15 protein-coding genes are annotated in these 20,178 nt (G+C 71.3%); 7 read left to right on the top strand and 8 right to left on the bottom strand.

Going from position 1 to position 20,178, the window contains the following annotated elements; genetic code table 11:
- Positions 1–483 precede the first annotated feature (483 nt).
- Positions 484–1,008 (bottom strand): hypothetical protein, encoded by a 525-nt coding sequence (locus AB0H83_RS43450; RefSeq protein WP_360106855.1) that lies wholly within the window; start codon positions 1,006–1,008, stop codon positions 484–486.
- Positions 1,009–1,150: 142 nt separating this feature from the next.
- Here AB0H83_RS43450 and AB0H83_RS43445 point away from each other — a divergent pair, with 142 nt between their 5' ends.
- From AB0H83_RS43445 to AB0H83_RS43435, 3 genes are read left to right on the top strand one after another with little or no spacing between them, the layout of a single operon-like run.
- Positions 1,151–2,533: a ferredoxin reductase family protein gene (locus AB0H83_RS43445; protein ID WP_360106852.1), complete on the top strand. Its 1,383-nt coding sequence runs from the start codon at positions 1,151–1,153 to the stop codon at positions 2,531–2,533.
- A gap of 57 nt (positions 2,534–2,590) precedes the next feature.
- Positions 2,591–3,160 (top strand): FMN-binding protein, encoded by a 570-nt coding sequence (locus tag AB0H83_RS43440; protein ID WP_360106849.1) that lies wholly within the window; start codon positions 2,591–2,593, stop codon positions 3,158–3,160.
- A 27-nt stretch (positions 3,161–3,187) separates the two neighbouring features.
- The gene (locus tag AB0H83_RS43435; protein ID WP_360106864.1) at positions 3,188–3,916 is read left to right on the top strand and encodes an FAD:protein FMN transferase; all 729 of its coding nucleotides are present in this window, start codon (positions 3,188–3,190) and stop codon (positions 3,914–3,916) included.
- A 3-nt stretch (positions 3,917–3,919) separates the two neighbouring features.
- Here AB0H83_RS43435 and AB0H83_RS43430 read toward each other — a convergent pair whose 3' ends face one another.
- From AB0H83_RS43430 to AB0H83_RS43420, 3 genes are all read right to left on the bottom strand, one after another.
- Positions 3,920–4,279: a DUF1801 domain-containing protein gene (locus AB0H83_RS43430; RefSeq protein WP_360106846.1), complete on the bottom strand. Its 360-nt coding sequence runs from the start codon at positions 4,277–4,279 to the stop codon at positions 3,920–3,922.
- Positions 4,280–4,323: 44 nt separating this feature from the next.
- Positions 4,324–5,904, bottom strand: coding sequence for a serine/threonine-protein kinase (locus tag AB0H83_RS43425; protein WP_360106843.1), 1,581 nt, complete (start codon positions 5,902–5,904; stop codon positions 4,324–4,326).
- Between the two features lie 90 nt (positions 5,905–5,994).
- Positions 5,995–6,507, bottom strand: a complete 513-nt coding sequence (locus AB0H83_RS43420; protein ID WP_360106840.1) for a GNAT family N-acetyltransferase — start codon at positions 6,505–6,507, stop codon at positions 5,995–5,997.
- Between the two features lie 39 nt (positions 6,508–6,546).
- Here AB0H83_RS43420 and AB0H83_RS43415 point away from each other — a divergent pair, with 39 nt between their 5' ends.
- Positions 6,547–7,266, top strand: a complete 720-nt coding sequence (locus AB0H83_RS43415; RefSeq protein ID WP_360106837.1) for a M50 family metallopeptidase — start codon at positions 6,547–6,549, stop codon at positions 7,264–7,266.
- A gap of 210 nt (positions 7,267–7,476) precedes the next feature.
- On the opposite strand, the gene AB0H83_RS43410 is transcribed toward AB0H83_RS43415, so the two are convergent.
- Positions 7,477–8,550 (bottom strand): LLM class flavin-dependent oxidoreductase, encoded by a 1,074-nt coding sequence (locus AB0H83_RS43410; protein ID WP_360106834.1) that lies wholly within the window; start codon positions 8,548–8,550, stop codon positions 7,477–7,479.
- A 150-nt stretch (positions 8,551–8,700) separates the two neighbouring features.
- Between AB0H83_RS43410 and AB0H83_RS43405 the strand changes: the two genes are divergently transcribed.
- A complete protein-coding gene (locus tag AB0H83_RS43405; protein WP_360106831.1) occupies positions 8,701–9,348 on the top strand; it encodes a hypothetical protein in 648 nt (215 codons plus the stop codon).
- Positions 9,349–10,453: 1,105 nt separating this feature from the next.
- Here AB0H83_RS43405 and AB0H83_RS43400 read toward each other — a convergent pair.
- A complete protein-coding gene (locus AB0H83_RS43400) occupies positions 10,454–13,093 on the bottom strand; it encodes an EAL domain-containing protein (protein ID WP_360106828.1) in 2,640 nt (879 codons plus the stop codon).
- Between the two features lie 488 nt (positions 13,094–13,581).
- Here AB0H83_RS43400 and AB0H83_RS43395 point away from each other — a divergent pair, with 488 nt between their 5' ends.
- Positions 13,582–14,007: a hypothetical protein gene (locus AB0H83_RS43395; RefSeq protein ID WP_360106825.1), complete on the top strand. Its 426-nt coding sequence runs from the start codon at positions 13,582–13,584 to the stop codon at positions 14,005–14,007.
- A 90-nt stretch (positions 14,008–14,097) separates the two neighbouring features.
- A complete protein-coding gene (locus AB0H83_RS43390; protein ID WP_360106822.1) occupies positions 14,098–14,934 on the top strand; it encodes a DUF5753 domain-containing protein in 837 nt (278 codons plus the stop codon).
- On the opposite strand, the gene AB0H83_RS43385 is transcribed toward AB0H83_RS43390, so the two are convergent.
- On the bottom strand, positions 14,935–18,651 hold the full coding sequence (locus AB0H83_RS43385; RefSeq protein ID WP_360106819.1) for a PQQ-dependent sugar dehydrogenase: 3,717 nt from the start codon (positions 18,649–18,651) through the stop codon (positions 14,935–14,937). It abuts the gene before it with no gap.
- 227 nt (positions 18,652–18,878) lie between these two features.
- A complete protein-coding gene (locus AB0H83_RS43380) occupies positions 18,879–20,177 on the bottom strand; it encodes an ABC transporter substrate-binding protein (RefSeq protein WP_360106816.1) in 1,299 nt (432 codons plus the stop codon).
- Position 20,178: the final 1 nt, after the last annotated feature.

Here is a 20,178-nt window from a genome sequence, read left to right as displayed (position 1 = left end):
GTGGTGGCGATGACCGCCCTGCTCTCCTGCGCGCTGAACGTGCGCAGACAGATCCGGTACCAGGCCGCCAGGCCGCCAGGCCGCCAGGCCGCCAGGCCGCCGGGCCGCCGGGCCGCCGGGCCGCCACGCCGCCACGCCGCCACGCCGCCGGGCCATTGGACCACCGGGCCACCGGGCCACTGGCCCGCCGGGCCGCCACCGCGGATGCAAGGAGCCGCACGACTGCACCACACGGCACGCTCTCGCGGCGGCCGGTCACGGCACCCGCGTCGCCAAGCGCGCCCCGGGTCTGCAACACAGCCGGACCGTCCGGGAGACGGCGTCCTTCCGCCCGGCCGGGTTGCCGCCCGGCCGGGGTGCGAACGTCCCCGCGACCCGTCGACCCATGATCAAAGTCGCGCCCCGGTCATCCCCACGACCGCGGAGCGCCTTCGATCACGGCCTGGACTCGCGGAGCCTCCCGACCCTCAGGCCGGCGAGCCGTCAGGTGTTCAGCTTGGCCGCGAGCGACCTGGCGACCTCGACCAGCCCTGTGTCCGCCGACGCGGGCAGTTCGCCGCCGTCGAGGTTGGCCACCGACAGGACCACGATCAGGTTGCTGACCCGCATCGTGATGATCTGCGGCTGGCCGATCGCCTGGACCCGCTGCCGGATCGCCTGGTCGCCGACGCCGTCGAGGCGCTCGGAGCCGGAGCCGCCGACCACGTCGAGATAGCGGGACGCGAGCTCGGGGCCGCCGACCGTGCCCTGCTTCGACACGACGGTGAAGCCGACGTTGAGCTGTGTCTTGCCGTCGCCGGCGGTGCAGTTGTCGCCGTCGGCTTCGACGGTCGCTGCCGGTACCACCGCAGCCGTCAACGACGCGTCGAGCACTGCGCAGCCGGGGGCGGCCTGGAACCGCCCCGCTTCGGCGAAGACGCCGAGCGTGTACGCCACGCCGAGCCCGGTCGCTCCGGACGCGGCGAGCACCGCGAGGACGATCAGGGCAATTCGCCAGAGCCGCTGCATCGAGTCATTCTAGGCGGGCGCCCTCCAGGTGCACGTGCGAGCATCTTGTGCGCAGGTTGAAGTCCGGCTTAAGCCCATGGCCCTTGGCCAGCGGGTTCTGATACGACCAACAGCAGTGGAACCGCATGAGACAAGATCAACCATGACTGTCCCCCGGCAACAACGTCAGGCTGGCAGCCTCGCCGCCCCGGCGGCACGACCCGTCGAGCACAACGGCGCCGGACGGTTCCTGCTGCGCACCCTGTTCTGGGGTGGCCTCGCGCTCGCCCTGCTGCCGTGGTGGCTGGGCACGAAGCCCGGCTCGATCGACACGACCGCCGAGATCTTCCAGTCGGCCGGGCGGGTCACGGGCCTGATCGCCGGCTATCTGCTGCTGGTGCAGATCATCCTGATGAGCCGGCTGGCCGTCCTCGAGCGCTGGATCGGCGCCCGCCACCTCGGGCTGTGGCACCGCGAGCTCGGCGGCTCGGTGCTGATCACGATCCTCACCCACGCGGCGCTGATCACGGTCGGCTACGCGTACGCGGACCGGGTCGGCTTCGTCAGCGAGCTCGGCACGATCCTCACCGAGTACGAGGACATGGTCACCGCCTTCCTGGCGGCCGGCATGCTGGTGTGCATCGGCCTGTTGAGCATCCGCGGGCTGCGCCGGGCCCTGCCCTACGAGCTGTGGTACTTCCTGCACCTGACCGCCTACCTGGCGTTGCTGCTCGGCTTCGCGCACCAGTTCTCCAACGGGCAGGAGCTGTTCAAGCCGGGTCTCGGGCGGACGCTGTGGACGGTCTTCTACGCCGTCATGATCTGCGCCGTCGTGTGGGGCCGGATCGTGGCACCGCTGACGCTGAACCTGCGGCACCGCCTGCAGGTGGCGGACGTGGTGGCCGAGGGCCCCGACATGGTGTCGATCTACATCACCGGCAACCGCCTGCACGACCTGGACGCGCAGGCCGGGCAGTTCTTCCGGTGGCGTTTCCTGTCGCGGGGGCTGTGGTGGCAGGCGCACCCCTTCTCGCTGTCCGCCGCGCCGAACGGGCGCTGGCTGCGGCTCACCGTGAAGACGGTCGGCAGCCACACCAACGCGCTGCGTGACCTGCGGCCGGGCGTGCGGATCTTCGTCGAGGGCCCGTGGGGTGACTTCACCGCGAGCCGGCGGGTCAAGTCGCGCACCGTGCTCATCGCGGCCGGCAGCGGCATCGGGCCGATCCGCGCGCTGCTGGAGGAGCTGCCGCCCGGCGCCGTGGTGATCTACCGGGCGTCGGCGGTCCACGACCTGCACCTGCGGGACGAGCTGGAGCACCTCGCAGACCTGCGGCACGCCACGCTGTGGTTCGTCGTCGGCGACCGGCGCGACCCGGGTCCGCGGCGCCTGTTCACCCCGGCCGGCATGCGCGAGCTGGTGCCCGACATCACCGAACGTGACATCTACCTGTGCGGGCCCGACGGACTGGTCACGCAGTCGCTGCAGGTGCTGCGGCGGCTGCGGGTGCCGCGGCGGCAGATCCACCTCGATCCCTTCGAGTTTTAGAGCTGTGCTCCCGTTTCTGAGAGTTGGTCCTTCGTGAGACGCGCGATGATCGCCCTGATGGGCACCGCGGCGGGCACCGTCCTGCTGGTGAGTGCCAAGGCCGGCTTCAGCAGCCCCACCGACCGGCCCCTGAACCCGCAGGCCGCCGGCGCGACCGGTCCCGTCCCGAGCGGCTCGGTGCCGCCGCCGTCCAGCGGTCCCGCCCCCGCGGGGTCGATGCCGCCCGGCAACGGCGGAGCCACCACCATGACGACCACGGCCGCGCCCCCGGCGGGAGGCGGCACGAAGACGACGAGCGCGCCGAAGCCGACCACTGCCGCGCCCAAGCCGCCGCGCACCACCATGAAGGACGGCACCTTCGGCGGCACCAGCGTCTATGTCGAGTACGGCTCTGTCGAGCTGTCGATCGTCGTCTCCGGCGGCAAGATCACCGACATCAAGGTGCTGGACTCGCCGAGCGACCATTCGCGATCCGTACAGATCAACAACAGCGCACTGCCGAAGCTCAAGGCGCAGGCGCTTGCCGCACAGAGCGCCAACATCGACACGGTCTCGGGGGCGACCTACACGAGCTCGGGCTACAAGCTGTCGCTGCAGTCGGCGATCGATCGCGCGCTGCAGGCCTGACCAGTGCTGGTGCGCGTCGAACACGTGATGGGCATGGCGGTGAGCCTCGACCTCGCCGACCCACTGCCGGCCCCGGAGCTGGAACGCCTCGCCGACGAGGTCTTCGACTGGCTGCGAGTGGTCGACGTGACCTTCAGCACCTACAAGGCGGACAGCGAGATCAGCCGGCTGGGCCGCGGCGAGCTGCGGCGGGAGGACTGCTCGCCGATGGTCGGTGAGGTCCTCGACCGGTGCGCGGAGCTGTGGGACGAGACGCGGGGCTACTTCGACATCATGGCCGGTGGCTCGCTCGACCCGTCGGGCTACGTGAAGGGATGGGCGGTGCAGCGCGCCTGCGACCGTCTGCGGCTGCACGGCTCCTCGCACCACTGCCTGAACGCCGGCGGTGACGTCTTCGTCCGCGGCGCGGCGGCCGGACGCTCGGCATGGCGGGTTGGGGTGCGCCACCCCTGGGAGGCGATGTCGCTGGCGTGGGTCCTGGAGGTGACCGACATGGCGGTGGCGACGTCTGGCACGTATGAGCGTGGTCTGCATGTCTTCGATCCCTTCACCGGTGAGCCGGCTGCCGCCCTGCGCTCGGTGACCGTCGTCGGGCCGGAGCTCGGCACGGCGGACGCCTACGCCACGGCGGCCCTGGCGATGGGCGAGGCGGGCATCGACTGGCTGGCCCAGCTGCCCGGCCATGAGTGCGCGGTCGTCACCGAGGACGGCCGTGCGATGCGCTCCGACGGCCTGCCGGTGGCGGCCGACGCCTGACCGCTACGGGATGGCGAGGTCCAGATACTCGATCAGGTGCTCGTGCGTCGGCGCGGAGTCGCCGAGGGTGAAGTGCAGATAGCGCAGCCGCTTGCCGGTGCCGCGCAGCAGCCCGTGCGGGTCGGGCATGTCGGCGCCGCGCTCGAAGCCGACCGAGACCCCGTCGGCGCCAGGGAAGATGGCGGCCACATAGCCGCGCTCGGGATGGTGGAAACCCAGCCCGTGCCAGCCGCTGTAGACCCGCTCGGTCAGGTCGGGCCGCGCCTTGACGATGACGTCGCGCAGGTGGCGGGCGAGTGCGGCGATGTCCTTACAGTGCTCGGCGAGAAGTTGATCGAGGCCCGGGGGCTCGGTGGCTATCATGGCGACACCTCACCACATGGGTACGACAATTTCCGCGGGCTTTCCTACCAGTCGAACTCGGGTCCGCCGGCCTCTCCGCCGGGCAGGATCGCGCGGTTGGTGTAGACCCATTTCTGCAGCACGAGGTACCGGTGACCGCGCGGCGGGGTGACGTCGAACGGGCCGCAGTCGTGGCTCGGGGCGAAGTCGGTGAACATCTGCTGCGGGCACACGTGGGGCCCGTCCACGACGGCTCCCGTGTCCGCGTCGACGAGCGAGATCGAGATGTCGGCCTGGATGGCCGGCAGCGCCTGCGCATGCCCGATCATGCGGACGGCGACCGCGCTGAGCTGATGACACGGCTGGGCCAGCAGCGGGTGGCCCAGGTCCCAGGTGTACTGGTCCGCGCACTGCCAGCCGCCCCACACGATGGCCTCGACGGGCCCGGCGGAGCGCGTAGGGCCGCTCGCGTCCATTCGTGCGCTGCCTTGTGTACGACTGGCGCCCGCCGCCACGGTGGGTTGCGGCTTCGCCGCCTGGTCGTCGGAGCCGGCCCGGGGCGGGTCCGCCCGCTCGATCGCGGTCTGCGTGCTCGGCCGGTGCACGACCCGCCAGGCGGGCACGGAGACGACGGCGATCGCCGCCAGTACCACCGCCAGAATTGTCATACGTGAGCGCGATGATGTCGGCGGTCGGGGCTTCGGCACCGGCGGGTCGAAGGAGGGCAGCTCATGGATCACGGGTTGGGGCGGCAGCGGCGGGTCGGCGGCGGTGCGCTTCGCCACGACGCGCAAAGCATGCGCCAGTTCCTTTGCCGACGGGCGGCGGCCTGGGCGCTTGTCCATGCAGGCCTCCACGACCCGCCAGACCGCCTCAGGCATGCCCTCCACACGCTGCGGCGACTCGTCCACGTGCCGGCGCAGGATCGCCCAGGCCGGGCCGCCGGCGTAGGGCGGCCGCCCGGTGACCAGCTCGAAGAGCACCACGCCAAGGGCGTAGACGTCGGCGGACGGTGCGGGCCGCCCGCCGTAGACGGCCTCGGGGGCGATGTAGTTCGCGGTGCCGACGAGCGCGCCCGGCGTGGTCATGCTGGGCGTGTCGAGCACCCGCGCGATGCCGAAGTCGGTGAGCCGGGTGTGCGGCTCGTTGCCCTCGCGGTCGAGCAGGATGTTGTCGGGCTTCAGGTCGCGGTGCACGATGCCGCGCCGGTGCGCCTCCGACAACGCGTCGGCGACCTGGGCGAGCAGCGTCGCGGCCGAGGCGGGCGCCAGGGTGCCCTGCTCGTGCAGGTGGTCACGGAGGCTGCCGCCGTTGACGAGGTCCATGACGAGGCCGAGCGACGTGCCGACCGTCACCAGGTCACGGACCCGCACGATGTGCGGGTGGCGCAGCATGAGCAGGATCGCGCGCTCCTGCACGAAGCGGTTGACCGCCTTCGGCTCCGCCATGAGGTCCTCACGCAGCAGCTTGACGGCGACCTCGTCGTCGCCCTGCAGGGCGCGGGCCCGCCACACGGTGCCGGTGCCGCCGCCACCGATCGGCTCGACCAGCTGGTAGGCGTCGCCGATGCGGTAACCCGTGAGGTCCTCGCCGAGCGACCGGAGGTGGTCGTCGGTGTCGTCGCGCGCTTCGGGGGGAGTACGCATCGGGGTATTCGTACAGAACGCAAGATGAAGGTCACAACCGTTACCAGGCATTACTCCCCTCATGGGGGACCCGCCGAGCGTCGGGGACCTTTACAGCTGCCGATACATGATATGGAAGTCGACCAACCCGTGTTTCGTGCTGCGGAATCCGTCGGGAACCGTGCCGACGATGATGAAGCCGAGCGAGCGCCACAGCCGCACGGCCACGGTGTTGGTGGAGACGACCGCGTTGAACTGCATCGCGACGTAGCCGAGCTCGCGGGCCCGGGCGAGGCAGTGCTCACCGAGCGCACGGCCCAAGCCGCGGCCCCGCGCGCGGGTCGACACCATGAAGCTGGCGTTGGCCACGTGGTCGCCGAGGCGGCCCTTGTTGGGCCCGACCTTGTACGTGCCGAGCACCTCGCCATCCTCGACCGCCACCCAGACCTCGAAGGGCGGCGGGAGCAGCCAGTGCGTGCGGGCGTCCTGCTCGGTGGACTCGGGGTCGTTGTCATAGCTCTCACCGGCCGACACGACCTCGTGCCACACGTCCCAGACGCCGTGCCCGCCACCGTCGTGCTCGCTGCCGTGCCAGTCGGTGTCGACAAAGCGCCTGATCTCCACGCTGTTCATTCAACACGTCAGGTGGCAGGCTCTGCATTCGTGTTCGATGTGTTGAGCGACGCATTCAGCCGCCTGCCCGCACCTCCACGCGAGGTCGTCATCGCCACGGCCGTGGTCGCGCTGCTGGCGGTGCTGTTACGACCGGCGTGGCGGGTCATGCGCAACTTCATCACCATCGCGCACGAGGGCGGGCACGCCCTGGCCGCGGTGCTGAGCGGGCGGCGGCTCTCCGGGATCCGGCTGCACTCCGACACGTCGGGCCTGACCCTGTCGAAGGGCCGGCCCAACGGGCTGGGCATGGTGGTGACCGGGCTGGCGGGGTACATCACGCCGTCGCTGCTCGGGCTCGGCGCGGCCGCGATCCTCGGCGCAGGCCGCATCACGATCCTGCTCTGGCTGCTGCTGGCCCTGCTCGCCGCGATGCTCGTCATGATCCGCAACGTCTACGGCGTGGTCTCCGTCGTCGTCGCCGGTGCGATCATCTTCGGGGTCTCGTGGTTCGGCTCGCCGCAGGTGCAGGGCGCGTTCGCGTACGCCTTCTCGTGGTTCATGCTGCTCGGCGGGGTCAGGGCCGTGTTCGAGCTGCAGCAGTCCAGGTTCCGCCGCCAGGCGCCGAACTCCGACGCCGACCAGATCGGGCGGCTGACGCGCGTGCCGGCGATCATCTTCGTCGCGTTCTTCGTCGTCGTGTCGCTGGCATCACTGGCGTTCGGCACGCGGCTCATGCTCGGACCTGTGTCGGACCTGATCTCCGGCTGAGCACCATCTCCGGCTGAGCACCGGCGAGCTCGACGCCGACCGTCCGCCGGACCGACGGCTGGGCTGACCGGATGCTGGGCTCACCGGGAGGCTGGGCTCACTGGGAGGCTGGGACGACACGACACCGAGCCGACCGGATGCCAGCCGACCGGACGCTGGCCGACCGGCCCGGGTCAGCACCGCGTGCCGGCCCGGGCGGGGCTGCGTACTTCAGGCCGGGACAGGTGTCAGGCTCTGGTTGAGCACTGCCGCGCCGACGCGGTGGGCCTCCTCGAGGTGTGGCCAGCCGGAGAGGATGAATTCGTCGACGCCCTCGTACTCGGCCAGGCGGGCCCGGATCTCGGCGGGGCTGCCGACCAGTGCGGTCCCGGCGCCCTCGCGGACCAGGCCGACGCCGGCCCACAGGTTCGGGGCGATGACCAGGCCGTCGGCCGTGCCGGCGTTGAGGGCCGTCATCCTGGCCTGGCCGACGGAGTCCATCCGGGCGAACCTCGCCTGCGCCGCGGCGATCCGCGCCGGGTCCATGCCGCGCAGGAGCCGGTCGGCCTCGGCCCACGCCTGGTCGGCGTCGTCGCGGACGATGACGTGGATCCGCAGGCCGAAGCGCAGGGTCCGGCCGTGCTCGGCGGCCTTGGCGCGCATCCGGGCGACCCGCTCCGCGATCGCGGCCGGTGGCTCGCCCCACATCAGGTAGACGTCGGCGTGCCGGGCGGCCACGTCCTCCGCGGCCGGGGACGCGCCACCGAAGTAGATCGGCGGGACGTCGGCGAGTGGGGTACCGAGGCCGCCGCACTCGACGTGGTAGTAGTCGCCGTGGAAGTCGAACCGCTCACCCTTCCACGTCTTGCACAGGACCTGCAGATACTCGGCGGTGCGGGCATAGCGGGCGTCATGTTCGACGAAGTCGCCGTAGGCCCGCTGCTCCTGCTGGTCACCGCCCGTGACGACGTTGAGGGCGAGCCGGCCGCCGGAGATCCACTGGAACGCCTCCGCCTGCTGGGCCAGCAGCGTCGGCAGGGTGAACCCGGCCCGGAACGCGACCAGCATGCGCAGCGTGGTCGTGTGCTGGGCGATCGCAGTACACATGACGAGGGGATCCAGGCAGCCGGCGCCGACGGGGGTCAGCACCGAGGCGAACCCCGCCTCCTCCGCTGCCCGGGCGACCTCGGACAGGTACGCGACGGTGGGGGTCCGCACGTGCGCGGCGGCACCCGCGGCGACAGTCGCCGCACCGACCTGATCGCCGTCGCCGGTGGTCGGCAGGAACCAGTGGAACGTCGTCATGGCGACCACCTTACCTACTTAAGCGGTGTGTTTCACAGACTGTTGCCCGCGACTGGGAAATGTCGCCCCGATCGATTAGAATGTGTGTACGAAAGTCGCTCTTGAGCTGGGGTTCTTGAGCCGGTTTCGTTGGCTGGGAGGAGAGCGCAAGTGACCGTGTCCACCGTCACCCCGGGGTCCGTTCCGTACGCAACCCTGTTGAGTTTCACGCGCTATGTCGGCCGCACCGGTCCGCGCAAGGCGAGCTTCGTGGGCGGCCTGCGCCGTCAGCGTGAGTCGGGCTCCGGCTTCAACCCGCACGGTCAGCTCGTCAAGGCGCTGAAGGCGGACATCCGGTTCCGGACCGGCGGCACCTACCTCAACGCGGTCGTCGACCAGGTGAACCCGCGGTGGCGCCCGCTGTACGAGTCGGTCGTCCCGGGCGCGCTGCGCTACATCGAGTCGCTCGGTGACCTGTCCCAGGTGGAGATCACTCCGACCCGCGACGCCCTCGGCATGCTGGGCAGTCTCCCCGTGAAGATCAACCCGCACTTCGGCCTACGGTATGCGGACGGTCACGGCGAGGCGGTCCGCCTGCACTTCGACGAGGACCCGCCGCAGGACGAGGCCGCCGTCGCCACCCTGCACCTGATGAGCCGCCACATGGACCTCGTCCTGCCCAACGCCACCCCCGTCCTCGTGGACCTGCGCCGCGGCGACGTCCTGCGGCCGGACCCTGCGCTCAAGCAGGGTGAGATCGAGCGCTGGCTGGCCGGCGAGGCGGCCGCGTTCGCCGCGATGTGGGGCATGACCGCCTGACCTGACATCCTCCGACACAGCGCGGCCCACCGGACGCGGACGAGGCACGCCACCCCCCTCTGGAGTGCCTCGTCCGCTCGTGCCAGCCCGCCGGCGCCGGCCCGCCGGGCTCGTGGCGTCCCGGCCTGCGGTCGGCGGTTGGCGGTTGTCCGGATGGCAGGTCGCTGACCGGCGTGCCCGCGGGCCGGTGCGACCGCTGCCGGCGCGATCGCTGGCTGGGTGCGCTCGCCTGCCGGCGGGCCGTCCGACCAGCGGACCGTCCGGTTAGCAGGCTGTCGGCTTAGCGGGCCGTGCGGCAGGGCGCCCCATTGCGGGCTGTCCGGCCGGTGCGCTCGTCTGCCGGCGGCGGCCGACCAGCAGGCCGTCCGACCGGCCGTCCGATTGGCGGGCCGTCCGTCCGGTTCACAGGCCGTCTGGCCGTCCGGTTAGCGGGCCGTCCGTCCGGTTCACAGGCCGTCTGGCCGTCCGGTTAGCGGGCCGTCCGTCCGGTTCACAAGCCGTCGGGCCGTCCGGTTAGCGGGCCAGCCGTCCGGTTCACAAGCCGTCGGGCCGTCCGTTAGCGGTCCAGCCGTCCGATTGGCGGGCCGTCCATCCGGCTCACAGGCCGTCTGGCCGTCCGCCGTCCGGCGAGCGACTCCCCTCCGCGGTGGGGGCGCGGACCTCAGCCAGCCGACGGACCCTTGCTGCCGTCCCTGCCGTGTGCACGATCGCGCCGCCGCCTGATGCGATGGCGGCGCGACGGTGGTCGGGGTCGGGGTACGACCGAAACCCGGCCAGGGTCACTGGCCACACGCGGCCGGCGCCGCGGGCCGGCCCTGGGGTCCCGCCCCGGAGCCCTCGATGCTCGTTGCCGCTGGCACTGCGCGCAGCATCCGGTGGTCGCCGCCCCGCTGGCCGGCCACTGTGATGATCCAAGTCGCGTCCCGGCCATCCGGGCGACCACGACGCGACTTCGATCAACCGGACAAGATCAACAAGGCAAGATCAGCCAGGCAAGATCAGCCAGGCAAGATCAGCCAGGCAAGACCAGCCAGGCAAGACCAAGCGGGCACGATCGCAAGCGAGCCGGTCGCGACCGCGACGGGATCGGAGCGGCCCAGGGGGTTCAGGTCAGGGACGGTTCGGGGACGCACAGTGGGGCGATCTTCGCTGCCGGCAGTGGGCGGGCGAAGTGGAAGCCCTGCGCCAGGTGGTAGCCCAGCTCCAGCAGCCGCGTCGCCTGTTCCGCGGTCTCCACGCCCTCGGCGACCGCCTCCAGGCGCAGGGCCTGGGCGATCTCGCTGATGGAGGTCGCGATCGCCTCCTGTTCGACGGTACCGGTGACGCCGTCGACGAAGGACTTGTCGACCTTGAGCACGTCGACGGGGCAGGTGCGCAGCAGGCCGAGGGAGGAGTGGCCGGTGCCGAAGTCGTCCAGGGCGATCTTCACCCCGAGGGCGTGGAGGGCGCGGACGGTGTCCAGGGCGCGGCCGCCGCCGAAGACGGCGGTCTCGGTGATCTCGATGGTGAGGCGGGCGGGGTCGAGGCCGGTGTCGGAGAGGGTGGCGGCGACGGTGGCGACGAAGGAGGGTTCCAGCAGCTGGCGGGCGGAGGCGTTGACGCTGATCTTCCAGGGGGCCCGGTCGCCGAGGGTGCGGGCCCACTCGGCGCCCTGCAAGCAGGCCTGGTGCAGGACCCAGGCGCCGATGGGGACGATGAGACCGGTGCGTTCGGCGACGGGGATGAAGGCGACGGGTGAGACCAGGCCGCGGGTCGGGTGGCGCCAGCGGACGAGGGCCTCGACGCCGCGGACGTCGCCGGCGGGGAGGCCGACGATGGGCTGGTAGAGCACGAACAGCTCGTCACGGTCGAGGGCCTGGCTGAGCTCGGCGGCGATCTGGGCGTGCTCGACGGCGTGGGCGTCCAGCTCGGGGCCGTACTCGACCCAGCGGCTCTTGCCGAGCTCCTTCGCCGCGTACATGGCCATGTCGGCGCGGCGGAGCAGGTCGCTGGCGTCGCAGTCGACGGTGTGCCGGGCCAGGCCGATGCTCGCCTGGATGAGCAGCTCGTAGCCGGCGGCGCGGACCGGGGCGGCGAGGGCGTCGATGAAGGCCTCGGCGATGCGGGCGCTCTCGGCGGCGGTGGCGTTGGGCAGCAGGACGGCGAACTCGTCGCCGCCGAGGCGGGCCACGGTGTCGCCGGGGCGGACGCTGGCCCGCAGGCGCTCGCTGACCTCGACGAGGAGGGCGTCGCCGACGGCGTGGCCGAGGCGGTCATTGATGGCCTTGAAGTCGTCGAGGTCGACGAGGGCGAGGGCGAGCCCGCAGGAGGAGGTCTGCGCGGCGCGGACGGCCTCGGCGGTGGCGGCGTTGAAGAGGGTCCGGTTGGCCAGGCCCGTGAGGGCGTCGTGCGAGGCCTGGTAGCTCAGCTGGTCCTGGTACCGGCGCGCCTCGGTGATGTCGCGGGCGTTGCTGACGATGCCGCGGACGCTGGGGTCGTGCAGGAGGTTGCTGCGGACGACCTCGAACCAGCGCCAGTCGCCGTCCGCGTGGCGCAGCCGCAGCTGCACGGTGACGGTGCTGGCGGGCGCGGGGCGCCGGCGGCGGAAGTCGGTGAGGTCGTCGGGGTGGATACGGTCGCTGATGGTGTCGCCGAGGACCTGCTCGGCGGCGAGGCCGAGGAAGCGCAGGAGGCTGGGGCTGGCGTACGTGACCCGCCCAGGCGCGCCGGCGATGGAGAAGATGTCGGCGGAATTCTGCACGAGGGAGCGGAAGCGGCGCTCGTGCCGGCGCAGCTCGAGCATGCTGGCGTCGACGCGGGCCAGGAGACTGGTGTTCTCGTACAGGGATACCAGCTGGCGGGCCACGACGAGCAGGGTGAGCACGACGGAGCCGCCGACGAGGATGCGGGTGTCGCGCTGGTCGGGCCCGATCCCGGCCAGGACGAAGCCGTCGGCGACGATGACCGCGACGTACGGCAGCAGGCTGAAGGGCCGGGCGGGGGTGCGCGGGCCGGCCGGCGAGGACGGCGCGGCGTGCCGCTGCAGGAGGGCGGCGAGCACGACGCCGAAGCCGCAGACCGGGACCGACAGGTGGCAGTCGTTGAGGTATGGGCGCGACTCCAGCAGCGGCGTGACCGCGCCGAGGGCGGCGCCGGCGATGACGGTGCCGCCGAGGACCCACAGCGCGGCGGGGTCGATGCCGCCGGTGCCGGCCAGGGCGACCTTGGCCACGGCGAGCAAGCCGGCGAAGGCAAGGACCACCACGCCGAAGATGGCCCACGCGGTGCCGGTGACCCGGGCCAGCTCGACGGAGCCGCGGGCGGCGAAGAACCAGGTCATGAGGCTCACCGCGCAGACCACGACGGCGAGGTCGAGCCCGAAGGTGATCAGCCGCCGGCGGACCGGCAGCCGCACCAGCGCCCAGACGAGGACGAGCACGGCGCCCAGGTACAGCGTCATGGTGACGCCGCCGGAGCGCTGGGTCGGCGCGTCGGGCCCGGTGAGGGAGTCCACCGCGCAGCTGAGGATGCCGCCGAGCAGCATGAGCATGACGATGCTCAAGTGGCGCCAGAAGCGGCCGGCGGCACCGGTACCGGCGGCGCGGCTGGTGCGCAAGCACACGGCGGCGGCGAGGCCGGCGCTGAGCGGTGCCGGGATCCAGCCGATCGCGGGGTGCACGATCACGTGCGGCAACTGGGCGGCCAGCCAGCCGGCGCTGAGGACGGCGAGCGCCAGTGCGCCAACCAGCGCAGGATGCGACCGCACCGCACGCACATCGACCGACATCGACAGGGCCCTCCACCTGCTCGGACGTGCTGGACATTCGGCGGGCCGGCACCAGATCTGAGAGATTCCAGAGAAATGTCCTTTTTGCGCGATCCTCAGATACCGCGAACCGTCTTGATCAGGCGGTAGCCGGGCAGTCACATATCGACGGTTCCCGGTGCTAGGTTGACCGCAGCGTGCTTCCTCATCCTTGCGCTGCGTAGCGGCCTCGCCGACGAGAAGGGAACTCGATGACCGAGGGCCGGCACCACAGGCGTCGCGACGACGACCACATGGAGGACGGGATCTACTTCCCGCCTCCGCGTGAGGTGCCACGCTCCCGGACTGCGCCGCAGATCCGGCCGGTCGCCCCCTCCCCCTGGGCACCGACCGCGCCGGACCGACCGGCACCGCAGCTCCCACCGGCCCCTCCACCGGCAGCGTCGCCGGTCCCGCGTGAGCCGTCATCCCGGAAGCCGGGTGGCGACGTGCATCCTCCGGAGGCACCGGTCTACTACGCGCGCGCGGCCGACTGGACCGTCCGCCCCTCCCCCTGGGCGACCGTCGAGGACGACGATCTCGCGGATGAGGGCACGTATGCACCGGCGGAGGAACAGCCCCCACCTCCGCCGGTGCAGACCCAGCTGCTCGAGGACACCGCGGCGACCCCGGCGGCCGCCGTACCCCAGCGCCGCCGGGCCGCCCGGCAGCCACCGGCGGCCGTACCCAAACCCGCACCCAAACCCGCGGTGAGCAGCGCGACCGCCTGGTGGATCGCCGCCGGCGTGATCGTCGTGGCGCTGGCCGTCGCCGCCGGCATCCTCGTCGGGCTCAGTCTCGCCCAGCGCAGCGGCCCCGCCGGGGCCGCCGGCGCGATGGCCGAGATCTCCCTGGCGGCGCACCCGTCAAGCTGAAATCCCCGGGCGGAAATCATCAGGTGCATTCGCCGCGAATCGGGTAGAGACGCCGCGTTGCCATCTGGACGCGATTTGGGGGAAGAGTCCATGAGTGGACCGATCGTGGGCAAGCGCCGCCTTCGAGCCGAGTTGCGACGGCTCCGGCGGGAACGTGAACTGACCCAGGACCTGGTGGCCGCCGAAATGGAGTGGTCACTGTCAAAGCTGATCCGGATCGAGAACGGCACCGTCGCCATCTCGGTCAGCGACCTGCGCAGCCTCCTGGCCTACTACCGGCTGCATGACACCCAGCTGGTCGACGAGCTGCTGGAGCTGGCCCGGGCCGCGAAACGGCGGATGTGGTGGGACGAGTACCGCGCCGTCCTGCCGGGCCCGCTGCTCAGCTACGTGGGCTTCGAGGCGGAGGCGGTGTTCGTCGGCACCTTCGAGCCGATGCAGTTCCCCGAGCTGATGCAGACCCGGCGGTACGCGAGCGCGACGACCGCCGAGCTCAAGGCCGGCGACCACGAGCAGCGCGTCGAGTTCCGGCTGCGGCGGCAGAGCGAGCTGTTCGAGCGGGAGGCGCCGTCGCGCTTCCAGGCGCTGATCGACGAGTCGGTACTGCGGCGGCTGCCGCTGCACGACGACGAGGCGGTCCTGGTCGACCAGATCGAGCACGCGGTCGAGTTCGCCCAGCGCCCGTACGCCGACGTGCGCATCGTGCCGTTCAACGCCGGCTACCACCTCGGGTGGGAGGGCGCCTTCACGGTGCTCGAGTTCGGCGCCGACGACGGCATGCTGCACAAGGGCGGGCAGCTGCTGGAGGAGCCGGAGACGATCACCGCGCACACCGAGGGGCTGCGTGCGCTGGCCAGGATGGCCCTGCCGCATGAGTCCTCGATCGACCTCATGCGGCAGGTGGCCGCGGAGCTGAAACGGGGCTGATCAGGCCGGCGGGCGGAAGAGCACCCCGTTGCCGCTGACCAGCACCGGCTGGTTGTTGGCGTACTGGTAGGCGACGGTCCCGGCGGCGTTCTCGATCCCGACGGTGGCGTTGCTGCCCTGCTCGAAGGCGTTGTCGAGGTCCTTGTACGCGAACGCGATGTTGCCGTTCTCGTAGAAGACCGCCTCGAACGTGAGGCGCCGCGACGTGTTGCCGTACAGGTGCACGTTGCGCCACTCGATGACGTAGGCCCGGTTCGGCGCCGCACCGGTGGTCGCGGTGCGGACGCTGGACTGGCCGTCCACGACGAGGTCCGACCAGAACGGGTAGACCGCCGCGTTGGGTGCCTGCCTGGTCGGCAGCGTCGTGTGGTCGGCGTCGGTCGCGCCGGGGTTGACGAAGCTCGCCTTGCCGTTGGTGTCGACCCAGACCGAGGTGTACGACGTGCCGTACAGCTTGACCGGGAACGGCGTGGTCAGCTGCACGATCGCGTCGTCACCGGTGAGGGTGAGCGGCGTGTCGGCGTCGATGAACGTGCGCGGCCCGGCGGCGCACGTGTAGCCGAACGCGTCGGTGCCCTGCGTCAGCGCGAGGTTGACGGTGGAGGTGCCCGAGGAGACGGTCACCGGGGCCGAGGCCCCGCCACCGCCGCACCGCCCGCCCGAGCCGATCGCGGCGGTCACCGTGTACGAGCCGGCGGACACGCCGGTGAACGTGTAGGTGCCGTCGGCCGCGGTGGTCTTCGTCGCCCCTTCAGGGGTGAGCGTCACCGTCACCCCGGCGACCGGCGCGCCGCTGCCCTGGTTGGTCACCGTGCCGGTCACCGTGCCGGCCGCGGTGCCGGTCGCGATGCCGGTCGCGGTGCCGGTCACCGTTCTGGTCGTCGTGCCGGGCGCCTTGAACAGCACGCTCATGCCGTTCTGCAGCGCCGAGGTGTTGTTGGAGTACTGGATGCCGACGGTGCCGGCGGCGTTCTCGATGCCGACCGTCGACGAGGCGCCGGCCTCGGCGGCGTTGTCGATGCCGGAGTAGTTCGTGACGATGTCGCCGTTCTCGAACAGGATCGCCTCGGCGTTGATCCGCCGGTTGGTGAACCCGTACTGGTAGGCGTTGCGCCACTCGACCACGAACTGCCGGTTCGGCGCGGAGCCGGTGACCGCGGTGCGGACGCTGGCCGAGCCGTCGACGACGAGATCGGTCCAGTAGGCGTAGACCGACGCGTTCGGCGTCGCCGTGGACGGGGTCGCGGCGTGCGCCGTGACCGAGGCGCCCTGGTTGGCGAAGCTCAGCCGGCCGTTGGTGTCGACCCAGGCCGAGCTGTAGGTCGTGCCGTAGAACTTGAAGCCGAACGGCAGCGAGACCTGGCTCATGTTGTCGTCACCGGTGAGCGTCAGCACCGTGCCGTCCGCCGGCACGAACGACCGCGACGAGGCCGAGCAGACGTAGCCGAAGGAGTCCCCGCAGGATGAGGTGTAGCTGGCCGTGTACGTGCGGGCGGTCGCCGGCGCGGTGATCACGTGGGTCTGCGCCCCGCCGTCGGACCAGCTGCTGAAGGCCTGCGGCACGTTGTTGTACAGCTGCGGCGTCGGCGCGCTGACCGTGTTGGTCGAGCCCTGGATGACGGTGCGGGTGAACGGCGCCGCCTGGCTCGTCGCGCCGACCGTCAGGTTGAGCCCGGCCGGGTTGCTGACGAACGTCAGGTCGACCGTCTTCGGCTGCAGGTTGACGGTGGTGGTGCTGGTCAGCCCGCCGGCATCGGTCGCTGTCAGCCGGAGCTCCAGGTATGACGGGTACTCGTGGTCGGGCGCGGTGAGCGTCCCGCCGGCGACGCCGTTGAGCGTCCGCAGCGGGTGCTCGTGGCACACGCCCGGCGACGAGCAGTGGTGCAGCACGATCGTCCAGTTGAGCGCGGATGCGGGCAGGGTGCCCTGCTGCGGGTCGCTCGCGTGGCCGGTGAAGCTGACCGTGTCACCGACGGCCCAGGTGTACGAGGTGGCCGGCGTGTCGATGACCGCGGTCGGCGCGTTGTTGCCGGCCGTGATGGTGATCGTCTTCTCGCTGCTGGCGCCGAGAGTGTCGGTGACGCGCAGCCTCGCCGTGTATGTGCCCGGCCTGATGTACGCGAAGCTCGCGGTCGGACCGGTGGAGTCGATGGTGCCGTTGTTGGCGAAGTCCCACTCGTAGGTGAGCATCCCCTGGTCTGCGGGGTCGGCGTCCGAGGATGTCGTGCCGTCGAAGGCCAACGCCAGCGGTATCCCGCCGGAGGTGCGGTTGACGGTGATCGCCGCGACCGGCGGCTGGTTGCCGCTGTAGTAGCGGATCCGGCGCACGGTGCCGCCGAGGTCGACGTAGTACAGCTCGTTGCCGGGGCCGACGGCCAGGTCGACCGGGTTGGCGGCGCCGGCGGCGAACGTCATGATGTTCGACGTCGACGGCAGGCCCCCGGCGGTGGCGGGCATCATCGCCCAGATGCAGTCGCGGCTGTAGTCGGAGAAGAACATCGCGCCGCGGTAGGCGGCCGGGTAGGGGCCGCTGTCCGGGTAGAACGCCACGCCGGAGGACGAGGAGCTCCCGCTCGGGCAGCCCTCGCCGGCGACGACCTTCGCGCCGTGGCCCCAGGAGTAGTACGGCTGGACGTTCGGCACCGACGGGTTCGCGCCGTACATCGGCTCGCACAGGTTGAGGTTCGCGCCGTCGTAGCCGCTCTGCGGGCCGGGGCCCTCGAGGCACGGCCAGCCGTAGTTGCCGATCGTGCCCGCGAGCGGGTTGGCGACCCGGTTGATCTCCTCGTAGACGTTCCAGCCGACATCGCCGCTCCACACCTCGTTGGTGCCGGGCCTGACGGTGAACCGGAAGGGGTTGCGCATGCCGTAGGCGACGATCCGCCGGGCGTTGGCGTCGGCCGCGGCGAAGTTGGGGTTCGTCGGCAGCGCCGCGCCGGTGACGGGGTCGATCCGGATGACCGTGCCGTTGAGCCCGGTCGGGTCGGCGGTGGTGCGCAGGTCCTGCGAGCGCAGCGCGCCGCCCTCGGCGGTGGGCGGGGTCAGCGCCGTGCCGAACCCCGACGGCGGGTCGCCGCACTGGTTCGCGGGGCTTCCGAACTGGCCGTAGTCGGTGACGCTGAAGCCGGCGCCGTCGCCGGCGGAGGCGTAGAGCGCGCCGTCGGCGCCGAAGCGCAGGTCGCCGACGGAGTGGCTGGGGAACTGCTGGCACCAGTCGGTGATCAGCACCTGCTCGGCGCCGGTCATCTGGTTACCTCTGGCCTGCAGCTTCGACAGCCGGCCGGTGACGACGCAGCTGCCGTCGTTGATGTCCGGGCAGACGTCGTTCCACTTCGGCGCGGTGCCGCCGGGCAGCGCGTCGTAGGAGTACAGGACGTAGACCCACGGGTTGGTGGGGAAGCCGGGCGCGAGCGCGAGGCCCAGCAGGCCGCGGTCCCACTGGTCGTGGACGTTGGTGCGCAGGTCGGCGAAGACGTCGGGGGTCGGGTCCGACAGGCTGTCGTAGACCTTGATCAGGCCGCGCTTCTCGGCGACGAAGATGCGGCCGTCAGGAGAGAACTCGATGTTGGTCGGGTTGGTCAGGCCGCTGAAGACGACCTGCTCCTGGAAACCGGCCGGGAGGGTCGACGCGGCCGCCGGTGAGGATCCGGCGAGGGGCACGACCGTGCCGGCGGCGAGCAGGGCGGCGAGCAGTGCGCGCACGGTACGTCGACGCATCGACATAAACCGTCCTCTCCTGAAGGGGGTTGCAGAGAGACGGGAGTCCCGCGGAAATTGCGACAGCCTACCGACCGCCGCGAAATGAGGAAGTGTCGCGTTGCCCACGTCACCGGCGGCAAGCCGCCGCGAACCTGACCACTTCCGGACAAGTCATACGAGAAAACGACCCGTTCGGCCAATCGGCCGAACGGGTCGTCGTCACCGTTGAGTGGCTGAGGGGGCGGTCACAGATTCTCGTAGCAGGGCTTGTCGAGCTTGTAGTCCTTGGCGACGGGGCCGGTGAAGTAGTCCTTCATCAGCTTGATGTCGTTCGGGCCGCCGGAGCCGACGGTCGGGTTGTAGATGAGCGACTGGCGGAAGATGCCGTCCGCGCCGCCGGCGTAGTTGCCGGCGCCGTCGGGCAGCATGCCCTCGTAGTCGACCTTGGTGAGCGACTTGGCGGCCTTGAGCAGGCCGGCCCGCGTCAGGTCACCGTCGGCCTGGGCCTTCTTCAGCGCGGCGAGCATCGGGTACGACCACACCCAGCCCGACGTGTAGCCGTCGTTCGGCGTGACGGAGGAGCCCAGCGCCTCGCGCATCGCCTTGTGGCCCGGGGTGTCGGAGGCCCACGACTTCCACGGCGAGGACTGCAGGTAGAGCGCCTTCAGCGCGGGCGCGGCGGCGGTCGCGAGCAGGCCCTGGTTCCACGACGGGCTGGTGCCGATGAACTTGCCGGTGAAGCCGCGCTGGGCGGCGCCGCCGACGATGGCGGCCGCGTCCGCCGGCCCGGTGGTGAGGATGACCAGGTCCGGCTTCTGCGTGACGATCGCGGTGACCGCGCCGGCCTGCTTGTCGGTGCCGGAGTCGGTCTTGACGTTGATGAACGTCATCCCGAGCTTCTCCGCGGCGATCTTCGCACCGGCCGCGGCGTCGTCGCCGTAGTCGCCGGCGACGTGCACCGCCATGACGGTCTTGGGCTTGAACGTCTCGTTGGCGTAGTCGACGGCGTTCATCGACTCGATGCAGTAGTTGGCGCCGGACTCCAGGATGTTGTCCTCGAAGGCGTAGGCCGAGGTCCACGCGGCGGGGGCGGCGAGGACGTTGTTGGCCTTCATGTCGGGCAGGATCGCCGCCGTGGTCGGCGAGCCGAGGCTCTGCGCCAGGGCGAGGACCTTGCCCTTCATCTCCTGGTACGCCTCGTTGTGCGTCTGCGGGTTGTACTTGTTGTCCCGGACGTAGGTCTCCGCGTCGATGTCGTAGCCACCGATGCCGCCCTGGGCGTTGACCCGCTTCCAGAACGCCTTCTGCGCGTCGGTGATCGGCACGGCGAGGACGTGGAAGGGCCCGACCGTCAGGTCGGAGATGATGCCGAGGTAGATGCAGCCCCGGTCCTTGTGCTCGGACTTCGGGCAGGGCTCCTTGGTGATCCCGATGTCCGACTTCGGGCCACTCGAGCCCTGCTCCGTGCTGTCCCCGCCGCGACATCCGGCGAGTGAGCCGACGGTGAGCACCGCGGCGAGGGCAAACATGCCCAACCTCTTCATT

The organism is Dactylosporangium sp. NPDC050688 (assembly GCF_040654515.1).
GTDB lineage: Bacteria > Actinomycetota > Actinomycetes > Mycobacteriales > Micromonosporaceae > Dactylosporangium.
This window is presented reverse-complemented; position numbering and strand designations above follow the sequence as displayed.

Bases quoted from the DNA above. Each gene is read 5' to 3' on its own strand.
- AB0H83_RS43435 (WP_360106864.1), top strand. From the start codon at position 3,188: ATGGGCATGGCGGTGAGCCTCGACCTCGCCGACCCACTGCCGGCCCCG.
- AB0H83_RS43445 (WP_360106852.1), top strand. From the start codon at position 1,151: ATGACTGTCCCCCGGCAACAACGTCAGGCTGGCAGCCTCGCCGCCCCG.
- AB0H83_RS43380 (WP_360106816.1), bottom strand. From the start codon at position 20,177: ATGAAGAGGTTGGGCATGTTTGCCCTCGCCGCGGTGCTCACCGTCGGC.
- AB0H83_RS43390 (WP_360106822.1), top strand. From the start codon at position 14,098: ATGAGTGGACCGATCGTGGGCAAGCGCCGCCTTCGAGCCGAGTTGCGA.
- AB0H83_RS43425 (WP_360106843.1), bottom strand. From the start codon at position 5,904: ATGCGTACTCCCCCCGAAGCGCGCGACGACACCGACGACCACCTCCGG.
- AB0H83_RS43410 (WP_360106834.1), bottom strand. From the start codon at position 8,550: ATGACGACGTTCCACTGGTTCCTGCCGACCACCGGCGACGGCGATCAG.
- AB0H83_RS43440 (WP_360106849.1), top strand. From the start codon at position 2,591: ATGGGCACCGCGGCGGGCACCGTCCTGCTGGTGAGTGCCAAGGCCGGC.
- AB0H83_RS43430 (WP_360106846.1), bottom strand. From the start codon at position 4,279: ATGATAGCCACCGAGCCCCCGGGCCTCGATCAACTTCTCGCCGAGCAC.
- AB0H83_RS43450 (WP_360106855.1), bottom strand. From the start codon at position 1,008: ATGCAGCGGCTCTGGCGAATTGCCCTGATCGTCCTCGCGGTGCTCGCC.
- AB0H83_RS43385 (WP_360106819.1), bottom strand. From the start codon at position 18,651: ATGCGTCGACGTACCGTGCGCGCACTGCTCGCCGCCCTGCTCGCCGCC.